This is a genomic window from Planococcus antarcticus DSM 14505 (genome assembly GCF_001687565.2).
Classification (GTDB): Bacteria; Bacillota; Bacilli; order Bacillales_A; family Planococcaceae; genus Planococcus; species Planococcus antarcticus.
In genome coordinates, this window is record NZ_CP016534.2 from 1,161,811 (window position 1) to 1,178,734 (window position 16,924).

At 44.4% G+C, this 16,924-nt stretch carries 12 protein-coding genes; 8 read left to right on the forward strand and 4 right to left on the reverse strand.

Features of this window, described 5'->3' with window-relative positions; all coding sequences use genetic code 11:
- The first annotated feature begins 146 nt into the window (after nucleotides 1-146).
- On the forward strand, nucleotides 147-2,132 hold the full coding sequence (locus BBH88_RS05770; RefSeq protein ID WP_065537128.1) for a S9 family peptidase: 1,986 nt from the start codon (nucleotides 147-149) through the stop codon (nucleotides 2,130-2,132).
- Between the two features lie 237 nt (nucleotides 2,133-2,369).
- Here the strand turns inward: BBH88_RS05770 and BBH88_RS05775 are convergent, their stop codons facing one another.
- Complete coding sequence (locus tag BBH88_RS05775) at nucleotides 2,370-3,146, reverse strand: enoyl-CoA hydratase-related protein (protein ID WP_006828437.1); 777 nt, start codon at nucleotides 3,144-3,146, stop codon at nucleotides 2,370-2,372.
- Between the two features lie 101 nt (nucleotides 3,147-3,247).
- Here BBH88_RS05775 and BBH88_RS05780 point away from each other — a divergent pair, with 101 nt between their 5' ends.
- Nucleotides 3,248-4,864 (forward strand): ABC1 kinase family protein, encoded by a 1,617-nt coding sequence (locus BBH88_RS05780; protein WP_006828438.1) that lies wholly within the window; start codon nucleotides 3,248-3,250, stop codon nucleotides 4,862-4,864.
- 345 nt (nucleotides 4,865-5,209) lie between these two features.
- Here the strand turns inward: BBH88_RS05780 and BBH88_RS05785 are convergent, their stop codons facing one another.
- On the reverse strand, nucleotides 5,210-5,764 hold the full coding sequence (locus BBH88_RS05785) for a competence protein ComK (RefSeq protein ID WP_006828439.1): 555 nt from the start codon (nucleotides 5,762-5,764) through the stop codon (nucleotides 5,210-5,212).
- A gap of 177 nt (nucleotides 5,765-5,941) precedes the next feature.
- On the opposite strand from BBH88_RS05785, the gene BBH88_RS05790 reads away from it, so the two are divergent.
- The 6 genes from BBH88_RS05790 to BBH88_RS05815 all read left to right on the forward strand — a co-directional run bounded on the left by BBH88_RS05790 (nucleotide 5,942) and on the right by BBH88_RS05815 (nucleotide 14,385).
- Nucleotides 5,942-6,184, forward strand: coding sequence for an IDEAL domain-containing protein (locus BBH88_RS05790; protein ID WP_006828440.1), 243 nt, complete (start codon nucleotides 5,942-5,944; stop codon nucleotides 6,182-6,184).
- A gap of 249 nt (nucleotides 6,185-6,433) precedes the next feature.
- Entirely contained in the window at nucleotides 6,434-8,416 is a 1,983-nt protein-coding gene (gene uvrB, locus BBH88_RS05795) for an excinuclease ABC subunit UvrB (protein ID WP_006828441.1), read from the forward strand.
- A gap of 6 nt (nucleotides 8,417-8,422) precedes the next feature.
- Nucleotides 8,423-11,305: an excinuclease ABC subunit UvrA gene (gene uvrA, locus BBH88_RS05800; protein ID WP_006828442.1), complete on the forward strand. Its 2,883-nt coding sequence runs from the start codon at nucleotides 8,423-8,425 to the stop codon at nucleotides 11,303-11,305.
- Between the two features lie 100 nt (nucleotides 11,306-11,405).
- On the forward strand, nucleotides 11,406-12,578 hold the full coding sequence (locus BBH88_RS05805; protein ID WP_006828443.1) for a DUF4097 family beta strand repeat-containing protein: 1,173 nt from the start codon (nucleotides 11,406-11,408) through the stop codon (nucleotides 12,576-12,578).
- A gap of 114 nt (nucleotides 12,579-12,692) precedes the next feature.
- Nucleotides 12,693-13,160 (forward strand): potassium channel family protein, encoded by a 468-nt coding sequence (locus BBH88_RS05810; RefSeq protein ID WP_006828444.1) that lies wholly within the window; start codon nucleotides 12,693-12,695, stop codon nucleotides 13,158-13,160.
- A gap of 172 nt (nucleotides 13,161-13,332) precedes the next feature.
- Complete coding sequence (locus tag BBH88_RS05815) at nucleotides 13,333-14,385, forward strand: M20/M25/M40 family metallo-hydrolase (protein WP_083387747.1); 1,053 nt, start codon at nucleotides 13,333-13,335, stop codon at nucleotides 14,383-14,385.
- Nucleotides 14,386-14,404: 19 nt separating this feature from the next.
- Here BBH88_RS05815 and BBH88_RS05820 read toward each other — a convergent pair whose 3' ends face one another.
- Together BBH88_RS05820 and BBH88_RS05825 are read right to left on the reverse strand one after the other, a co-directional pair.
- A complete protein-coding gene (locus BBH88_RS05820) occupies nucleotides 14,405-14,851 on the reverse strand; it encodes a DUF1801 domain-containing protein (RefSeq protein WP_006828446.1) in 447 nt (148 codons plus the stop codon).
- A gap of 31 nt (nucleotides 14,852-14,882) precedes the next feature.
- Nucleotides 14,883-16,829 carry an elongation factor G gene (locus BBH88_RS05825; RefSeq protein WP_065537127.1) on the reverse strand — a complete coding sequence of 649 codons (1,947 nt, stop codon included), beginning with the start codon at nucleotides 16,827-16,829 and terminating at the stop codon, nucleotides 14,883-14,885.
- Nucleotides 16,830-16,924: the final 95 nt, after the last annotated feature.

Sequence of the window (16,924 nt, forward strand, 5' to 3'; positions counted from 1 at the left end):
TGCTATTTTGAGTGTAATATAGAACAGCTTTATTTTTCTTCATTTACAGCCAAATTAGAATTTGATTGAAAAAACTGACATTTTTTATTATAGTTAAGGAGCAGTATTACGAATTTCGAAATAGTTCAATCCGAGGAGGAAATGGAATGGCGAAAAAAGCAGTGGAAATAAACGATTTAACGAAGTTGGTTTCAGTGACAGAACCACGGATTTCACCAGATGGAAAAAGAGCGGTATTCGTCCATACACAAATCGATGAAGAAGAAAATACATATAGAGCCCATCTCTACCACCTCGATCTCGAAACGGGCAAGCAGACCCAGTGGACGCATGGTAAGGAGCGGGTGGGTTCACCGCGGTGGTCAGCCGATGGAACCGCTGTAGCTTTCTTATCGGATCGGGATGAAAAAAATCAATTGTTTGTCATGTCGTCGACTGGCGGGGAAGCGCGGTCGCTAACTGATTTCGAAAAAGGGGTCAATGGGTTTGAGTGGGCACCCTGTGGGACGAAGATCTGGTTTAATGCTTTGACGAAAGAAGGGAAAACCTTCACGGACAAAGAAGAAAAAGAAGAAAAAGAAGAAAAAAAGCAACCGGAACCTTACCATGTCGACAAAATGAAATACAAGATGGACGGTATGGGTTTATTGCCTAAAGAATTTCATCGCCATATCGGTTCGGTGGATATCGATTCGAAGAGCGTGGAGCAGCTGACGGAAGGAAGCCATCATTACAGTCTCGAAACTGTTTCGCATGATGGTGAGAAACTTATTTATGGTGTGACTCGCGAAGAGAATCTGGATTTTGTCTTCCGACAACCTCTTTATATATATGATATTGAAACAGAACAGGAATCGGTACTGATAGCAGAAGAAGGTTATTTCGGTGGTGCGGCTTTTTCATTTGACGATTCGAAGGTCGCTTTTGCAGGAAGTATGCGGCAATATGAGAATGCGACGCATACGGAGATTTATGTAGCGGATTTAGACGAACAAACCCGTATCTGTTTGACCGAAGGCTTGGATGTGCCTGTAGGTGATTATGTGGTAGCCGATCATCAGCAGGGAGCGGCTGCACCAGATGTGGTCTGGACAAAAGATGATCATTTGTATTTCCAGGTGTCGACGATGGGGGATGTGCGCCTGTACTTCGCTTCGCTCGATGGCATGATTTTTCCGGCGTCTCCCGATATGGAGCATGTGTATGGCTATGATATTTCCCAGGATGGCGAATTTGCGATTGCGGCCATCAGCAATCCAGTCAACCCGGGTGAACTGTACCGGTTGACCATTGCAACAGGTGAACGTCAGGCTTTGACCTCATTTAATCAGGAGTTCCTGGAGCACACAGAGTTGGTTGAAGCACAGCCGATTATCGCAAAAGGCTCAAAGGAATGGGCGGTCCATGGCTGGTTGATAAAACCATACGGCTTTCAGGAAGGTCAAAAGTATCCACTGGTCGTCAATATTCACGGCGGCCCACATGCGATGTACGCGAATACCTTTGTCCATGAAATTCAATTGCTGGCAGCACGGGGGTTTGGCGTACTATACGTCAATCCGCGAGGAAGCCACGGTTATAGCCAGGAGTTTGTAGACGCAGTACGCGGTGATTATGGAGGCGGCGATTACGAGGACATTATGAATTCTGTCACTGAGACAGTAGAATCGAACGGCTGGATTGATGCCAATCGTTTAGGCGTCACCGGTGGCAGCTATGGCGGCTTCATGACCAATTGGATCGTCGGTCATTCAGACCGCTTCAAAGCAGCGGTGACCCAGCGCTCCATATCCAACTGGGTGTCGTTCTTCGGCGTTTCGGACATCGGTTATTATTTCAGTGACTGGCAGATTGGTGCAGATATGACGGACGTCGATAAGCTCTGGCAGCATTCGCCATTGAAGTACGCCAAGAATGTCCAGACGCCATTGCTGATTCTTCATTCTGAAAATGATTACCGCTGCCCGATCGAGCAGTCGGAACAATTATATGTGACATTAAAGAGTATGGGAAAGGAAACGGAATTTGTCCGTTTCCCGGAAGCTGACCACAATTTGTCACGGACCGGCAAACCGAATCTCCGCTTTGCACGTCTGGAGCAGATTACGGATTGGATGGAAAAATATTTGTAAGAATCAAAAAACGGAGCGGCTGATTAAAGCCGATCCGTTTTTTGATAGATAAAAATTATAAGGTTTAATCCCTTATCTGTTGTCCAGTCTCAACGAGCGCTTGCGCTTTTCGTTGTCCAGACTCCAGCGCCCAGCTCTTTGGGTCATAAGCCACTCAGGCTGTGCGGCAAAAACACGCCGCTTTGCCAGTGCGTCTTATGCCCGTCAGAGCTACATGGGCGCTTGCGCTTTTCGTTGTTATCTTCCTTTAAACACGGGTTTGCGCTTTTCGCCAAAAGCGGCAAGTGCTTCTAGGCGGTCTTCTGTTGGAATGGTGATTTCGTAGGCTTTGCGCTCGATTTGGAGACCCGTCTGTAAATCAGTGTTCATGCCATTCTTAACGGCAAATTTTGCTTGTTGAAGAGCGATTGGCCCATTGGTAAGAATCGCATCGGCAAAAGCGCCGGTTACTTCTGCAAGCTGTTCACGCTCTGCAATACGTGTTACTAGGCCGTACTCCAGCGCTTCAACTGATTTCAGGCGGCGGGCAGTCAAAATCAATTCTAATGCTTTGGACTCACCGATCAAGCGCGGCAAACGCTGTGTGCCGCCAGCACCTGGAATAATGCCTAGGCTGGTTTCAGTCAGCCCAAGCAGGGTGTCATCTGCAACAATTCGGAAATCACACGCCAGTGCCAGTTCCATGCCGCCGCCGAATGCAAAGCCGTTCATCATGGCAATGGTCGGCTGCGGCAAACTTTCAATCGTGGAGAATATTTCACCGATCTTGAAGATGTTGCGTTTGACGTGCTGTTCCGTCAGATTTTTACGTTCTTTCAAATCTGCACCGACACTGAATGCCTTTTCGCCAGCACCTGTAAATATCACGACGCGAATGTCCGGGTTAATGCGAATCGCTTCCACGACCTGCCCTAATTCGAAGAGCATATCATAATTGAAAGCATTCATTGCTTCTGGCCGATTTAATGTAATAAAAGCTAAATTGTTTCGCTGTTCATAATGAATTGTGTCCATTTCCATCCCCCTTGTATTGTTCCATTCATTAAAAACATATCACTTTTTGGACTATTTCGCTATCAGACTCTATAATGAAATTCATGGGAGGGACTGCATTTATGAATCAAATCACGTTTATCCGTATCTTTCGGATTGTCTGGCTGGCAGTCAAAATCTTTTTGCAAGTGACTTTCTTCCAAAAACGAAATCGTGGGAATTGGAACCCGCTCGTTGAAAAAAGATGGAACGAAATGATAACGAAACAAGCCAAAGAATATAAGAATCTGGCGTTGAAGCTAGGTGGACTCATGATCAAACTGGGCCAATTTCTGTCAACACGAGCGGATATTATGCCTCCGTCATTTCTTGAAGAATTGGAAGGATTAACTGACCGCGTGCCGTCAGTTCCAAGAAAGAGTATTGTCTCAGTGCTGGAGCAGGAATGGAATACACCGCATAACAATTACCTGGATCAGTTATCGGATTCGGCAGTCGCTTCAGCCTCTATTGGCGAAGTATATAAAGGTGTGTTGAAAAACGGTTTGGAAGTAGCCGTGAAAGTACAGCGACCGGGAACGGACCGCATTTTGCGTGCGGATTTTAAAGCCATCCGCATCGTCATTTGGATGGCTGAAAAATTCACCCCGTATGCTAAACAAATTGATTTTAAATTATTGTACAAGGAAATGACAGAGACGATTGGCGACGAATTGAATTTCCTGAAAGAGCTTCAGAACGGGCGTGCTTTTGCCGATCGCTTTGATGCGATGGAGGGTGTCCGCATTCCGCTGTATTTCGATGAATTCACAACGCGACGTGTTTTGGTCATGGAATGGATCGAAGGAGCGCGCATCACAGATTTGGCATTCATTGAAAAAAATGAATTGAATCGCCATGAAATTTCAGAACGGCTGTTTATTTTGTTTCTGGAGCAGGTTTTATATGGAGGGCAGTTTCATGCAGATCCCCACGGCGGCAACGTCCTGCTAGAACCGGATGGTGGCATTGTGCTGATCGACTTCGGAATGATCGGCAATATTACACAAAAGGATTCTCAGGCAGTCTTACGGGCAGCAGAAGGAATCATTTTCAAAAATTATGATCAAGTATTGGATTCGCTCGAAGACTTGCGGTTTTTATTGCCACAGGCTGATCGTGCCGTTTTAGGAGATGCCATTTCAAGGCTCGTAGCAGCCTATGAGTCGAACGAATTGTCACAGATGGACAGTTTTGTCGTTGAACGCCTGTTGAACGATATGCAGGAAATCGTCCGGACACAACCAGTCCAATTACCTGCGGAATTCGCCTTTTTTGGACGTGCTGCTTCCATTTTTGTAGGTGTCCTGCATGTGCTGGATCCAAAAGTGGATTTGCTTGCGCTTGCCCGCCCGCGAATACTAGAATGGGCTTCTACGCAGAAAGAAGGCAAAGGGATCTTCGGCAAAGAAGATATCCTGCGCTGGGCGTTAAACGCTACAGGGCCATTGCGTGTATTCCCTCAGAAAGTGATCAATTATTTGGAAGAACCGGAACGCTTACGCCGCTATTTCGAAAACCGAGATGGCCGAGAGCGTGAATACCGGCGTGATTTGCAGTCTCGTATGTTTGCAGGAATTTTCACCATCATTTCATTTACCGGAATTTCAGTATCGGTGTGGTTCTGGAACGAACCGTACATGTGGGTCTCTTCGGTATTTTTCGTCGGATCCCTATGGGCATACCGGTCAATTAAATAAGGTAAGCGTAAACGCACATGCTGCTCCAGAGTCTGGACAGTCTGAAAAAAGAGTTGCCATTCAAAGTTATATTACTTTGAGTGGCAACTCTTTTTATAATATGTAAGTTCAACTATTAAATGAGTTAAACTTCAGAATCAGCATTTCAGACGCCGCTTTCGGTAGAGCAAAGATCACTCTCCTAAGCAGGCTCGTCGCCAAGAACTAATGAGCCAAGACATAAAGTGCTTGCAGACAGAAACGATAGAAAAAAAGTAATATATACAGTCTGTCCATATGAAAATGCTACGCCGCAATAGAAATGGAACCTTTGTAGAGCAGTTTCGCTATGCTAGATGACTGAATTTACTCGAGTGGCTGCTGTTTGCGTGGTGGAAACGTTCGTTTTGTCACATAGGCCATAGGATGATTATGGACACGCTGCGCTTTTTTGAAATAACGGCGGAGGGAACCGGCAAAAGAGTGCTGATTTCGCAATGCGATGGGCGACACATCCAAATAAACCGTTTCACTATTGCTTAAATATATGATGCTGCCTTTGCCGCTGGTGTCGCTTTCGATCAAATCAATGGCATCATAATTGAACCAAACGCATTCTTTGTTTTTTGGAGAGTGTGTCGGGAAGAAGATAAGTGGATTGCCGTAGTACTCGCCTATGATAATGGGGGGCTTATGTTTTACGCCGATTGCTTTTTGGGCATAGAGTGTGACACTTTCAAGTGAAGCACGATAGAAACGGCAAGAAGTCGTAACTGTTTTGTAAACTGCTTCTTCAACTACTAATTCACTGCGGTCTTCAATCACGCGCATCCAGGTGCGATGACCTTCCGTATAGGGTAAAAGGGCGTACGTATTTGTGCAAATTGTATACGAGTGCGGTCTCTGATTCTTTTTGCTCATGAAGATTAACCCCCTAAATTTACTTTACATACCTTATTATAATAAAAAATGGAAATTTCGCAATGCACATTAGACTGAAAATAAATTTTTTTCTATTTCATCGGAATTTTCAAATAAATATTGATTTTTACTCATCCTCTAATGTATACTAATGAAAAGCATTCGGGGTGAAGAAGAATGGAAAACTATTATTCTTATGCTGATTTCATGAAAGCGATGGCTCAAACAAAAAAAATCACGGAAGCGGAAAAACTACTGAACGATATTTACTTGGATCTGTTCTTAAAGCATGTACACCGTTCCCAACAAGAATCGCAGTTGCTGACTCTTATCGACGAAGCCCTGGATAATCATGACCAAAAAAAGTTCATTATATATGCTACCCAACTACAATCTTTAAACCATGAAGAATCTGAATAAATAGCTACTTGAAAAGAACAGAACAAAAAAGGAAGTCGGATTTAATCCGACTTCCTTTTTTGTTGGCATATGATAAGTAGCTGCAAACTTTCTAGTCAAGTTGAAACACCACTTTCGCCATTTAAAAGCATGATTTTTCTCTTTTTTAAGATGATCTTCACACAAAAAACATACGTTCGCTTTTTGTTAGTGGTTTTTTAGGGCATATGTTAAAATAGAAGTATCGGAAGAACGGGAGGACGTCTTATTATGAAACAAGAATTCAATCTTCAAGCCCCTTATGAACCAGCGGGTGATCAGCCACAGGCCATTACCGAAATTACAAAGGGTATCATCAACGGCAAGCGCTGTCAAACATTGCTGGGAGCTACAGGTACAGGGAAAACCTATACCATGTCGAACGTCATCCAGCAAGTTAAAAAGCCGACTCTCGTCATGGCACATAATAAAACATTAGCAGGCCAGCTCTACAGCGAATTCAAGGAATTTTTTCCTGATAACGCGGTTGAGTATTTTGTCAGTTATTACGATTATTATCAGCCGGAAGCTTATGTGCCTCAATCAGATACATTCATTGAAAAAGATGCCAGCATCAACGACGAAATTGATAAACTTCGGCACTCTGCCACCAGTTCGTTATTTGAACGGGAGGACGTTATCGTTATTGCATCGGTATCCTGCATCTACGGACTTGGTTCACCCAAGGAATACCGCGAACTTGTCGTTTCTCTTCGTAAAGGAATGGAGATTGAACGCAATCAGTTGCTGCGGAAATTGGTCGATGTTCAATACGAACGCAATGATATCAACTTTATCCGTGGAACATTTCGCGTACGCGGAGACGTTGTTGAGATTTTCCCAGCGTCGCGCGACGAAAGATGTTTGCGCGTCGAATTTTTTGGCGACGAAATTGATCGGATCCGTGAAGTCGATGCACTAACCGGTGAAATTATCGGTGAGCGCGATCATGTCGCCATTTTCCCTGCGTCTCACTTTGTTACGCGTGAAGATAAGATGGTCAAAGCAATTGAAAACATCGAAGCAGAATTGGAAGAACGTCTAAAGGAAATGCGTGCAGAAGATAAATTGCTGGAAGCGCAACGCCTTGAACAGCGGACGCGCTATGATTTGGAAATGATGCGGGAAATGGGCTTTTGCTCTGGTATCGAGAACTATTCACGGCATTTGACGCTTCGGCCGGCAGGTGCCCAGCCTTATACGTTAATTGACTACTTCCCTGAAGATTTTTTACTAGTAGTGGATGAAAGTCACGTAACTTTGCCGCAAGTCCGTGGCATGTTCAACGGCGACCAAGCACGTAAAAAAGTGCTGGTCGATCATGGTTTCCGTCTGCCATCAGCAATGGATAACCGCCCGTTGACTTTTGATGAGTTTGAAAAGCATATCAGCCAAGCGGTCTTCGTCTCAGCAACTCCCGGCCCCTACGAACTGGAGCACACGCCGGAAATGGTTGAACAGATTATCCGTCCGACTGGCTTGCTGGACCCGACCATTGAAATCCGTCCAATCGAAGGCCAGATTGATGATTTGATGGATCAAATCCGGCAGCGTGCTGAAAATAATGAGCGTGTACTAGTGACGACACTAACTAAAAAAATGTCGGAAGATCTCACTGCTTATTTGAAAGATGCGGGTATCAAAGTCAATTATCTTCATTCGGAGATTAAGACACTGGAGCGGATTGAAATTATCCGAGAGCTGCGGATGGGTGTTTACGATGTGCTGGTTGGTATCAATTTGCTGCGTGAAGGACTGGATATCCCCGAAGTTTCACTAGTGACTATTTTGGATGCTGACAAAGAAGGGTTTTTGCGTTCAGAACGTGCACTTATTCAAACGATGGGACGAGCAGCGAGAAACTCAAACGGCCATGTTATCATGTATGCTGACAGAGTGACAGATTCGATGCAAAAAGCGATGGATGAAACGACACGTCGCCGCACGATTCAGGGCGATTACAACGAAAAACATGGTATTACGCCAATAACGATACAGAAGAAAATCCGCGACGTGATCCGTGCGACCAACGCAGCGGAAGAGTCAGAGGAATATATCTCAAAAGCGGTATCAGGCAAGAAACTCAAAAAAGAAGAGCGCGTGAAACTGATAAGCTTGTTGGAAACAGAAATGAAAGAAGCAGCTAAAGCACTCGATTTCGAACGAGCTGCAGAGTTGCGTGATACGGTGCTTGAATTGAAAGCGGAAGGATGATAAAAAGTGAAGAAGCAGGAAATTCGCATACAGGGCGCACGGGCGCATAATTTAAAAAATATTGATGTTGTCATTCCGCGTGATAAGCTTGTTGTAATGACTGGACTGTCAGGATCCGGTAAATCTTCTCTTGCATTTGATACGATTTATGCAGAAGGGCAGCGGCGGTATGTAGAATCATTGTCCGCTTACGCGCGCCAATTTTTAGGGCAAATGGACAAGCCGGATGTCGATTTGATTGAAGGTCTGTCACCAGCCATTTCGATTGACCAGAAGACCACCAGTAAAAATCCACGATCCACAGTAGCGACAGTAACGGAAATCTATGACTATATGCGTTTGATGTTTGCTCGGATCGGCAAGCCGATCTGTCCGAATCATGGGATTGAAATTTCATCTCAGACAATCGAACAGATGGTTGACCGGATTGTAGAATACCCGGAACGCACCAAGATGCAGATTTTGGCTCCTATTGTCTCCGGTCGTAAAGGAACGCATGTCAAGCTACTTGAAGATATCAGAAAGCAAGGCTATGTGCGTGTCCGTGTCAACGGAGAACTGATCGATTTAGACGATGACATCGCACTAGATAAAAACAAAAAACACAATATTGAAGTGGTCATTGACCGTATTATCATTAAAGAAGGCATCGCGCCGCGCTTGAGCGATTCTTTGGAATCGGCTCTTAGGTTAGCGAATGGGCGGGTATTAGTGGATGTTATGGAACAGGAGGAGTTACTGTTCAGTGAACATCATGCGTGTCCAATCTGTGGGTTTTCTATCGGAGAATTGGAGCCGAGGATGTTTTCGTTCAACTCGCCTTTCGGGGCTTGTCCGGAATGTGACGGATTGGGCATGAAGCTGGAAGTTGATCCTGAACTGGTGATTCCGGATTGGAACGTTTCGCTCAATAAGGGAGCAATCGTCCCTTGGCAGCCAACCAGTTCGCAATATTATCCTCAATTGTTAAAAGCGATTTGCAATCATTATAAAATCGATATGGATATACCTGTCAGTGATCTGCCGGAAGAACACATCAACGTCATCCTGCGTGGTTCCGGAAATGATAAAATTCGTTTCCGTTATGAAAATGACTATGGCCAGATTCGGGATAATCACATCCATTTTGAAGGCGTGCTTTCCAACGTAGACCGTCGCTACCGTGAGACTTCATCTGATTATATTCGAGAACAGATGGAAAAATACATGGGGCAACAGCCATGTCCGGCTTGTGAAGGTTATCGCTTAAAGCCGGAATCGTTGTCAGTTAAAGTAAATGACTTGCATATCGGCACAGTTGCTGAATTCTCAATTGTTGAAGCGCATCAGTTTTTCGATCAACTCAAACTATCAGAAAAAGATATGCAGATTGCAAAGTTGATTCTACGGGAAATTCAAGAACGCATCGGCTTCTTGATAAATGTCGGGCTTGATTACCTGACTTTGAACCGTGCATCTGGAACCTTGTCAGGAGGAGAAGCTCAGCGTATTCGTTTAGCAACTCAAATCGGTTCAAGATTGACGGGTGTATTGTATATTCTTGACGAACCGTCAATCGGACTGCACCAACGTGACAATGATCGATTGATTGAGACCCTAAAAAGCATGCGGGACATTGGCAATACATTGATTGTCGTCGAGCATGACGAAGACACGATGCTTGCAGCGGATTATCTGATCGATGTCGGACCGGGGGCAGGCGTTCATGGAGGGGAAATTATAGCTGCGGGGACACCCGACAAGGTAATGAAAAACAAAAAGTCATTGACTGGTCAATATTTGAGCGGCAAGAAGTTTATACCGTTGCCTGCAGAGCGGAGAGTTCCAAGCGACCGGAAGATTTCCATCCGTGGAGCCAACCAAAACAATCTGAAAAAAGTGGATGTTGATATACCACTTGGCCTATTTACAGCCGTAACAGGCGTTTCAGGCTCAGGAAAAAGCACACTTATCAATGAGATTCTATACAAGACGCTGGCACATCGATTGAATCGTGCCAAAACGAAACCGGGTCATTTTGACTCAATAGAAGGCACAGAAGAACTGGAAAAAGTCATCGAGATCGATCAATCACCGATTGGCCGGACGCCACGATCGAATCCGGCAACTTATACAGGCGTTTTTGACGATGTTCGGGATGTTTACGCTACAACGAACGAAGCAAAAGTCCGCGGCTATAAAAAAGGTCGTTTTAGTTTCAATGTCAAGGGCGGTCGCTGTGAAGCTTGCCGTGGAGATGGTATTATAAAAATAGAAATGCATTTCCTTCCGGATGTCTACGTACCTTGCGAAATTTGCCACGGCAAACGATATAACCGGGAAACCTTGGAAGTGAAATATAAAAACAAAAGCATTGCTGATGTTCTGGCTATGACAGTAGAAGACGCCTATTCATTTTTTGAGAATATTCCAAAGATCAATCGTAAACTAAAGACCATTGTAGATGTCGGGTTAGGATATGTTACCATGGGACAACCTGCAACAACTTTATCCGGAGGTGAGGCACAGCGCGTCAAGCTGGCATCAGAGCTTCATAAACGTTCAAACGGCAAGTCCTTTTATATTCTGGATGAACCGACCACAGGCCTTCATGCGGATGATATTTCTCGACTGCTGCTAGTCTTGCAGCGTCTTGTAGAAAATGGCGACACAGTATTGACAATTGAACACAATCTGGATGTTATCAAGACGGCTGACCACATCATCGATTTAGGCCCTGAAGGCGGAGACAAAGGCGGAACAATTTTAGCAACAGGCACGCCGGAAGAAATTGCTGCTGCTGAAAATTCCTATACCGGAAAGTACTTAAAGCCGATTCTTGAACGGGACCGAGCGCGTATGGATGCTTTGGTTAAAGGAGCGGGACGGAGGAAAAAAGCGGTGAAATGAAACTTTTCCCGCTGGTAAACGTATCAATTAGAAGAACAGATCTGTTTGTTCATGTAAGCTCTTGCTTATCGGCATTCAGACAATGAGGAGGTCACAATACATGCAAAGCGAAAAAGAACGCATTTTAGACATGGTTGAGAACGGTACGATTTCAGCGCGTGAGGCGGTTGAGTTGCTGCGCGCCATAGATGGCAACAGTTCTTCTTCGAATGAGCCGAGTTATGGCCGCAACAATCAAAAAGATAAATCAGGCAAACGCGGTTTTTTCAGACCGGAAGATATTGTCAAGAAAGTATCGAAAGATTTCTCGAAGAACGTTTCAAAAAACGTTTCGAAAAATGTATCGCGTGATTTCAATGATTTTGGGACCCGGATGATGGACTTTATGCAGTCTTCTGTTGGCAAGTTGAAAACGATGGAATTCGACTCGCCATTCGGCGAAGCGGTTCAATTCAACCATACCTTTACAGATGAAATGAAAGACTTGAATACCATTATTGCTGATATTGCTAACGGACAGTTGGAAATTTTCCCTTCACAGGACGGTTTGTTGCGTGCGGAATGCAGCGTGAAGGCGTATCGGTCGGAATCCCCTGCACAGGCAAAAGAAGATTTTCTTGATAAGTTCGTCTTTATCGCCGATGACCACAAGCTACGGATCATCAGCGATTTCAAGACGACCCAAGTGAATGTAATTCTCTATGTGCCAGAAGCTTCTTACGAACACATCACAGCTCGTTTATTCAACGGTGGGTTCACGATGAAGCGTATCGATGCTGCGTTGATAAAAGTGAAAACTGCAAACGGTAAAATCGATTTGAAGCATGTAGAGTTTGATGATGCAGAACTGGAAACAGCCAATGGCGCCATCCACGTTCAGGAAACAAAAGGCAAAGTATTAGAAGCTGAAACTTTGAATGGCCGTATTTATATTGATGGCGACATTCAGACGATCGTTTCCAAGTCTTTGAACGGCAACATTGTAGCTACTACAAGATGCAAAGAAGCACGTAAGTTGGAAACAAAGACTTTGGCAGGCAATGTGGAAATCTACATTCCTTCACATTTGCCGTTGAAAGGCGAAGTTTCGTCGAATCTTGGCAAAATGGATGTCTTGCTTTCGGATATCGACAGTACGCATGAGCAAGGACAATTCATGCAAAAATCAATTCGGTTCTCGAAACAAGGAACTGAACCAGCTGCAGCTCCACTATTGGTCTATGGCGAAACCAAAACAGGTTCTGTCCTGCTTCGCTACCTAACAATCGAATAAAATAATTGTAAAGCCGACACAGGCATCCTGTGTCGGCTTTACTTATCAAATGCACATAATTGGTATTTTCTGATTTTTTATCATAGTATTTAAATAAAAGAAAGGTTTTGAGGAATGATAGCCACTATTTTAATTGGACTGATGATCCTTCTGATGTTGCTTAATCTTTATTACTTCTTCACAAATCAGCAGCATAAGGAAAGTTTTATCCACATGTCACTGTTTACAAAACTATTTCTCGTGATGACAGCAGTCACTTTTGGCTTTGCTATCATTTATTATTTACTGGCTTTGAATAACAATGTTCTAAGACTCAATGATGAAACAGGAAGAGTAGCAGGAGACGATTTTTGGGACTTTTTATACTTTAGTGGAGTGACGATGCTATCCGTAGGCTATGGCGATTTGGTGCCGGTTGGCGTTGCCCGATTTTTTGCTGTCATTCAAGCGGCATTGGGCTTGTTGTTGCCGTCAGCCTATTTTGTTAAAGCGTTTGGTGAAATGACTAACCATGAAAAAGATGGGCAAGGAAATCGAAGTGATAAAACAGTGGAAAATGAGGAGGTAAAGAATAGTGAATAAGAATGTTTCCGCTCATATAAAAAACACTTTCGATAAACTGCTGGATAAAAATAAAATTCAACAGGCGCTGGTATTTATTGAACGAGACCATCAGCTGACAATCAAAGAGTAGATTGCTCTGACGGAAATTCCGGCACCGCCATTTAAAGAGCAGCTACGTGCTGAAAATTTCATGGAGCGTCTAAAAGCTCTAGGATTGGAAGATGTCCGTATGGATTCTGAAGGCAACGTCCATGGGTTAAGAAAAGGGCGAGGGAAAGGCCCAAAAGTATTTGTGTCGGCCCATCTGGATACAGTGTTTCCTGAAGAGACCGATACAACGGTGCAACAGAAAAATGGTATGATGCATGCACCTGGAATTGGTGACGACGCCCGTGGACTGGCCGAATTGCCGGCGGTCGTAAGAGCCATTAGCGAAGCAGGAATTGATAACACTGGAGCTATTATTTTTGGAGGGACAGTCGGTGAGGAAGGTGCAGGAGATTTGCGCGGCGTAAAAGCTTTTTTTGCTGAGCATCAGGACATTGATGGATTCTTGTCACTGGATGGGCCAGGATCCAATGACATTACCTATTTGGCCACAGGAAGCTATCGCTATAAGATTACATACAGAGGACCCGGAGGCCATAGCTTTGCGGCCTTTGGCACACCTAGTGCAACACATGCATTAGGTCGTGCAATGGCCGCAATTGCTGATTTGGAAACGATCAATGAGCCGAAGACGACTTTTTCGATCGGTCAGGTTTCCGGTGGCACCTCGGTGAACGCGATCGCTCAGGAAGCATCGATGCTAGTCGATCTTCGTTCCAACGATCAACAGGAACTGGATAAATTGGAACACTACTTTCTCGAAATTGTAGAAAAGGCGGCTCGAGCTGAAAATGTACGCTGGGGTGATGACCGGCTGCGAGTTAGAATCAACCGTTTTGGCAACCGTCCACCAGCAAGCCAATCGGGGGATGAGCCAATCGTGCAGGTGGCAAGCGCTGCGAGCCATTCGCTTGGAGCAGAACCGCAGTTAAAGAAACCGAGCAGCACCGATGCCAACTATCTGGTGAGCATTGGAATTCCGGCCATCGCCATCGGCCTCGGTGGAGAATTTGTCAAAGCACACACGTTGGAAGAATGGCATGATCCTAAAAATGGTTATTTGGCTATTCAAAAAAGCTTGATGACGATCCTTGGGTTGGTCGGAGTTGAAAAAATTAGTCCACCATTGCTCTAGAAAAAAATCCGGACAGCCTTTAAAGGCTGTCCGGATTTTTTGTTTTTGTGTCTGGATACAATTCCTGCAGAAAATCAATAGACTTCCGAATCAATTGCTGCAGGACGTCGAGGTTGACGTCTTCGATTTTATCGATATAGACGCAAGCTTTTCCGCTGGTGTGTTTGCCGAATTTCTCGAGCAATGGCCCTCGGGCCTCATCTCCGGTTGCAAAATATAAGCTAGTTTTCGCTTTGCGGGGAGAAAAACCGACCAGTGGTGCATCGCCCTCATGGCCCGTCTTGTAGACATAATGATAGGAGCCGAAGCCAATAATGCTGTGTCCCCACATTTTTGCTGTGTAACCGCTTGTTTGTTCAAACAGCTCCAGTAGTTTATAAGCATCTTGCTGTTTTTTTGGATGATCGATAGATTCGATAAATTCAATAACGTCGGTATCGGTTTCTTTTGTTTTTTGTTCATACATGGCTCGCTCCTCCTTCGATTTAGATAGGGTCTTACAAACAATGCATAGCTTTTTCTGCTTCGTCCCAAGAGACTTTATAACCTTGACCTTTCGCGCAAAAAATAGAAGTGGATGTGTAGAGAGGGTCGGCGTTTTTTTCGTAGCCGATCCGGTCGATTACTTGCGCTTCATTATGGCAGAGGTCGTAGCCATCGAATAGTAAACTGAGTGCGCCTTTGCCATGAGTTAAAGCAGCAAATTCTGTACTGTACTTCATAAATGTAGCAACCGGTACACGACCTTCAATAATTGTTTTTCCGCCAGTTGTTTCAGGAGCGTTAAAGCTTCCATATGCTTGCTGAACATCCGATAACACTTTTCCCATTTGCTCTAAATTCACTTTGATTTTAAAGCGGTACATTGGTTCGAGCAGCTGGTTTTGTGCTTGTTCGAGTCCTTGACGAAGCGCACGGAAAGTGGCTTCCCGAAAATCACCGCCTGAAGTGTGCTCATTATGACCGCGTCCAGTCACTAAAGTCGCTTTGACATCAGTCAAAGGAGAGCCGGTTAATATGCCGTGGTGATTCCGCTCTGTTAAGTGTTGAAGGATTAGGTTCTGGTTACCGACAGATAAAGCATCGGCATGGCAAGTATTGTCCACTCGAAAACCACTATCTCTTTTACCTGGTTCTAATTTCAGATGAACTTCGGCGTAATGACGAAGAGGTTCAAAGTGGCCATAGCCCATAACTGGCAAATTGATGGTTTCCTTATAGAGAATTTCAGGTTCGCCAAACTTAACATTATGGCCAAATCGTTCGAGGACTACTTGCTCGAGAACTTCTAATTGAATAACACCCATAACTTGAATTTGAATATGTTGAAAATATTCATCCCAGAAAACAGATAAAGAAGGATCTTCAGCGCCGAGAATTCTGAAACTAGTCAATACGTCTTTTGTGTGAAGAGACGGGTCAAAAAGAACGGTTGACTTTAATGTGGGTGTCACTTCAGATTGGTTGTTGTTAGGACAAACTCCAATGGCATCGCCAACTAGAGCTTCTGTTAAGCCGGCTATGGCGAACAGTTCGCCTGCCTGTGCTTGTTCTGATGCTTTGAATTTACTGCCGTTATAAATTCGGATTTGCGTCACTTTTTCTTCGAGACAATCTGCACCATACACTAATTTATCACGAACTTGTAAAATTCCGCTAAACGCTTTTAAAAAACAGATTCGGTTCCCGTTTTCATCGTGCCGAATTTTATAAATTCGTGCCCCAAATGCTTGTTCATTTGAATAAGAGCTAGTCGTTAATTGATCGAGCTGAAGCAGGAAATCCAAGATACCGATATCTTGCAAAGCAGAGCCACTGGCACAAGGGTAAATCTCGTTAGCGGCAATCATACGCTGAAAAGATTTCATCCAGGTTTTTTTATCAAAACCAGTCTCCAAATACTGCATCAGTAACTCTTCATCTCGTTCAGCGATAAATTCAATGAGTTTCTCGCTCAACACGTTATTTTGAAAGTTGCTTGTAATGTCACAGGCATCTTCAGAAAAGTTTGTACGGATGTCTTCTAAAACTTGAACGGGATCTGCCCCTTCACGATCTGTTTTATTAATGAAAAAAAAGACTGGAACCTTATGTTTTTGAAGAAATTGCCAAACGGTTTCGGTATGCCCTTCAATGCCATCAACTGCACTGATGATAATAATGGCGTAATCCATCACTTGGATCGAGCGCTCCATTTCGGGGGAAAAGTCGACATGTCCAGGGGTGTCGATAAGGAAATAAGTTGAGCCATTGAAGGAAAAGCTTGCCTGGTCGGCGAAAATCGTGATGCCGCGGCTTTTTTCGATGGCATGGCTGTCGAGGAACGCGTTTTGATGATCGACTCGTCCGCGCTTGCGGATGCTTTTTGTGTGATACAACAATTGTTCTGAGAATGTGGTCTTGCCGGCATCGACATGCGCAAGAATTCCGATGGTTTTGTTCATGTGGTCACCCCTTTAGCTCCAGTTTAACAGAATTTATATTTAACAAAACAAAAAACGCGAAAGCCGATTGGGCTTTCGCGTTCAGGTATGGTGTA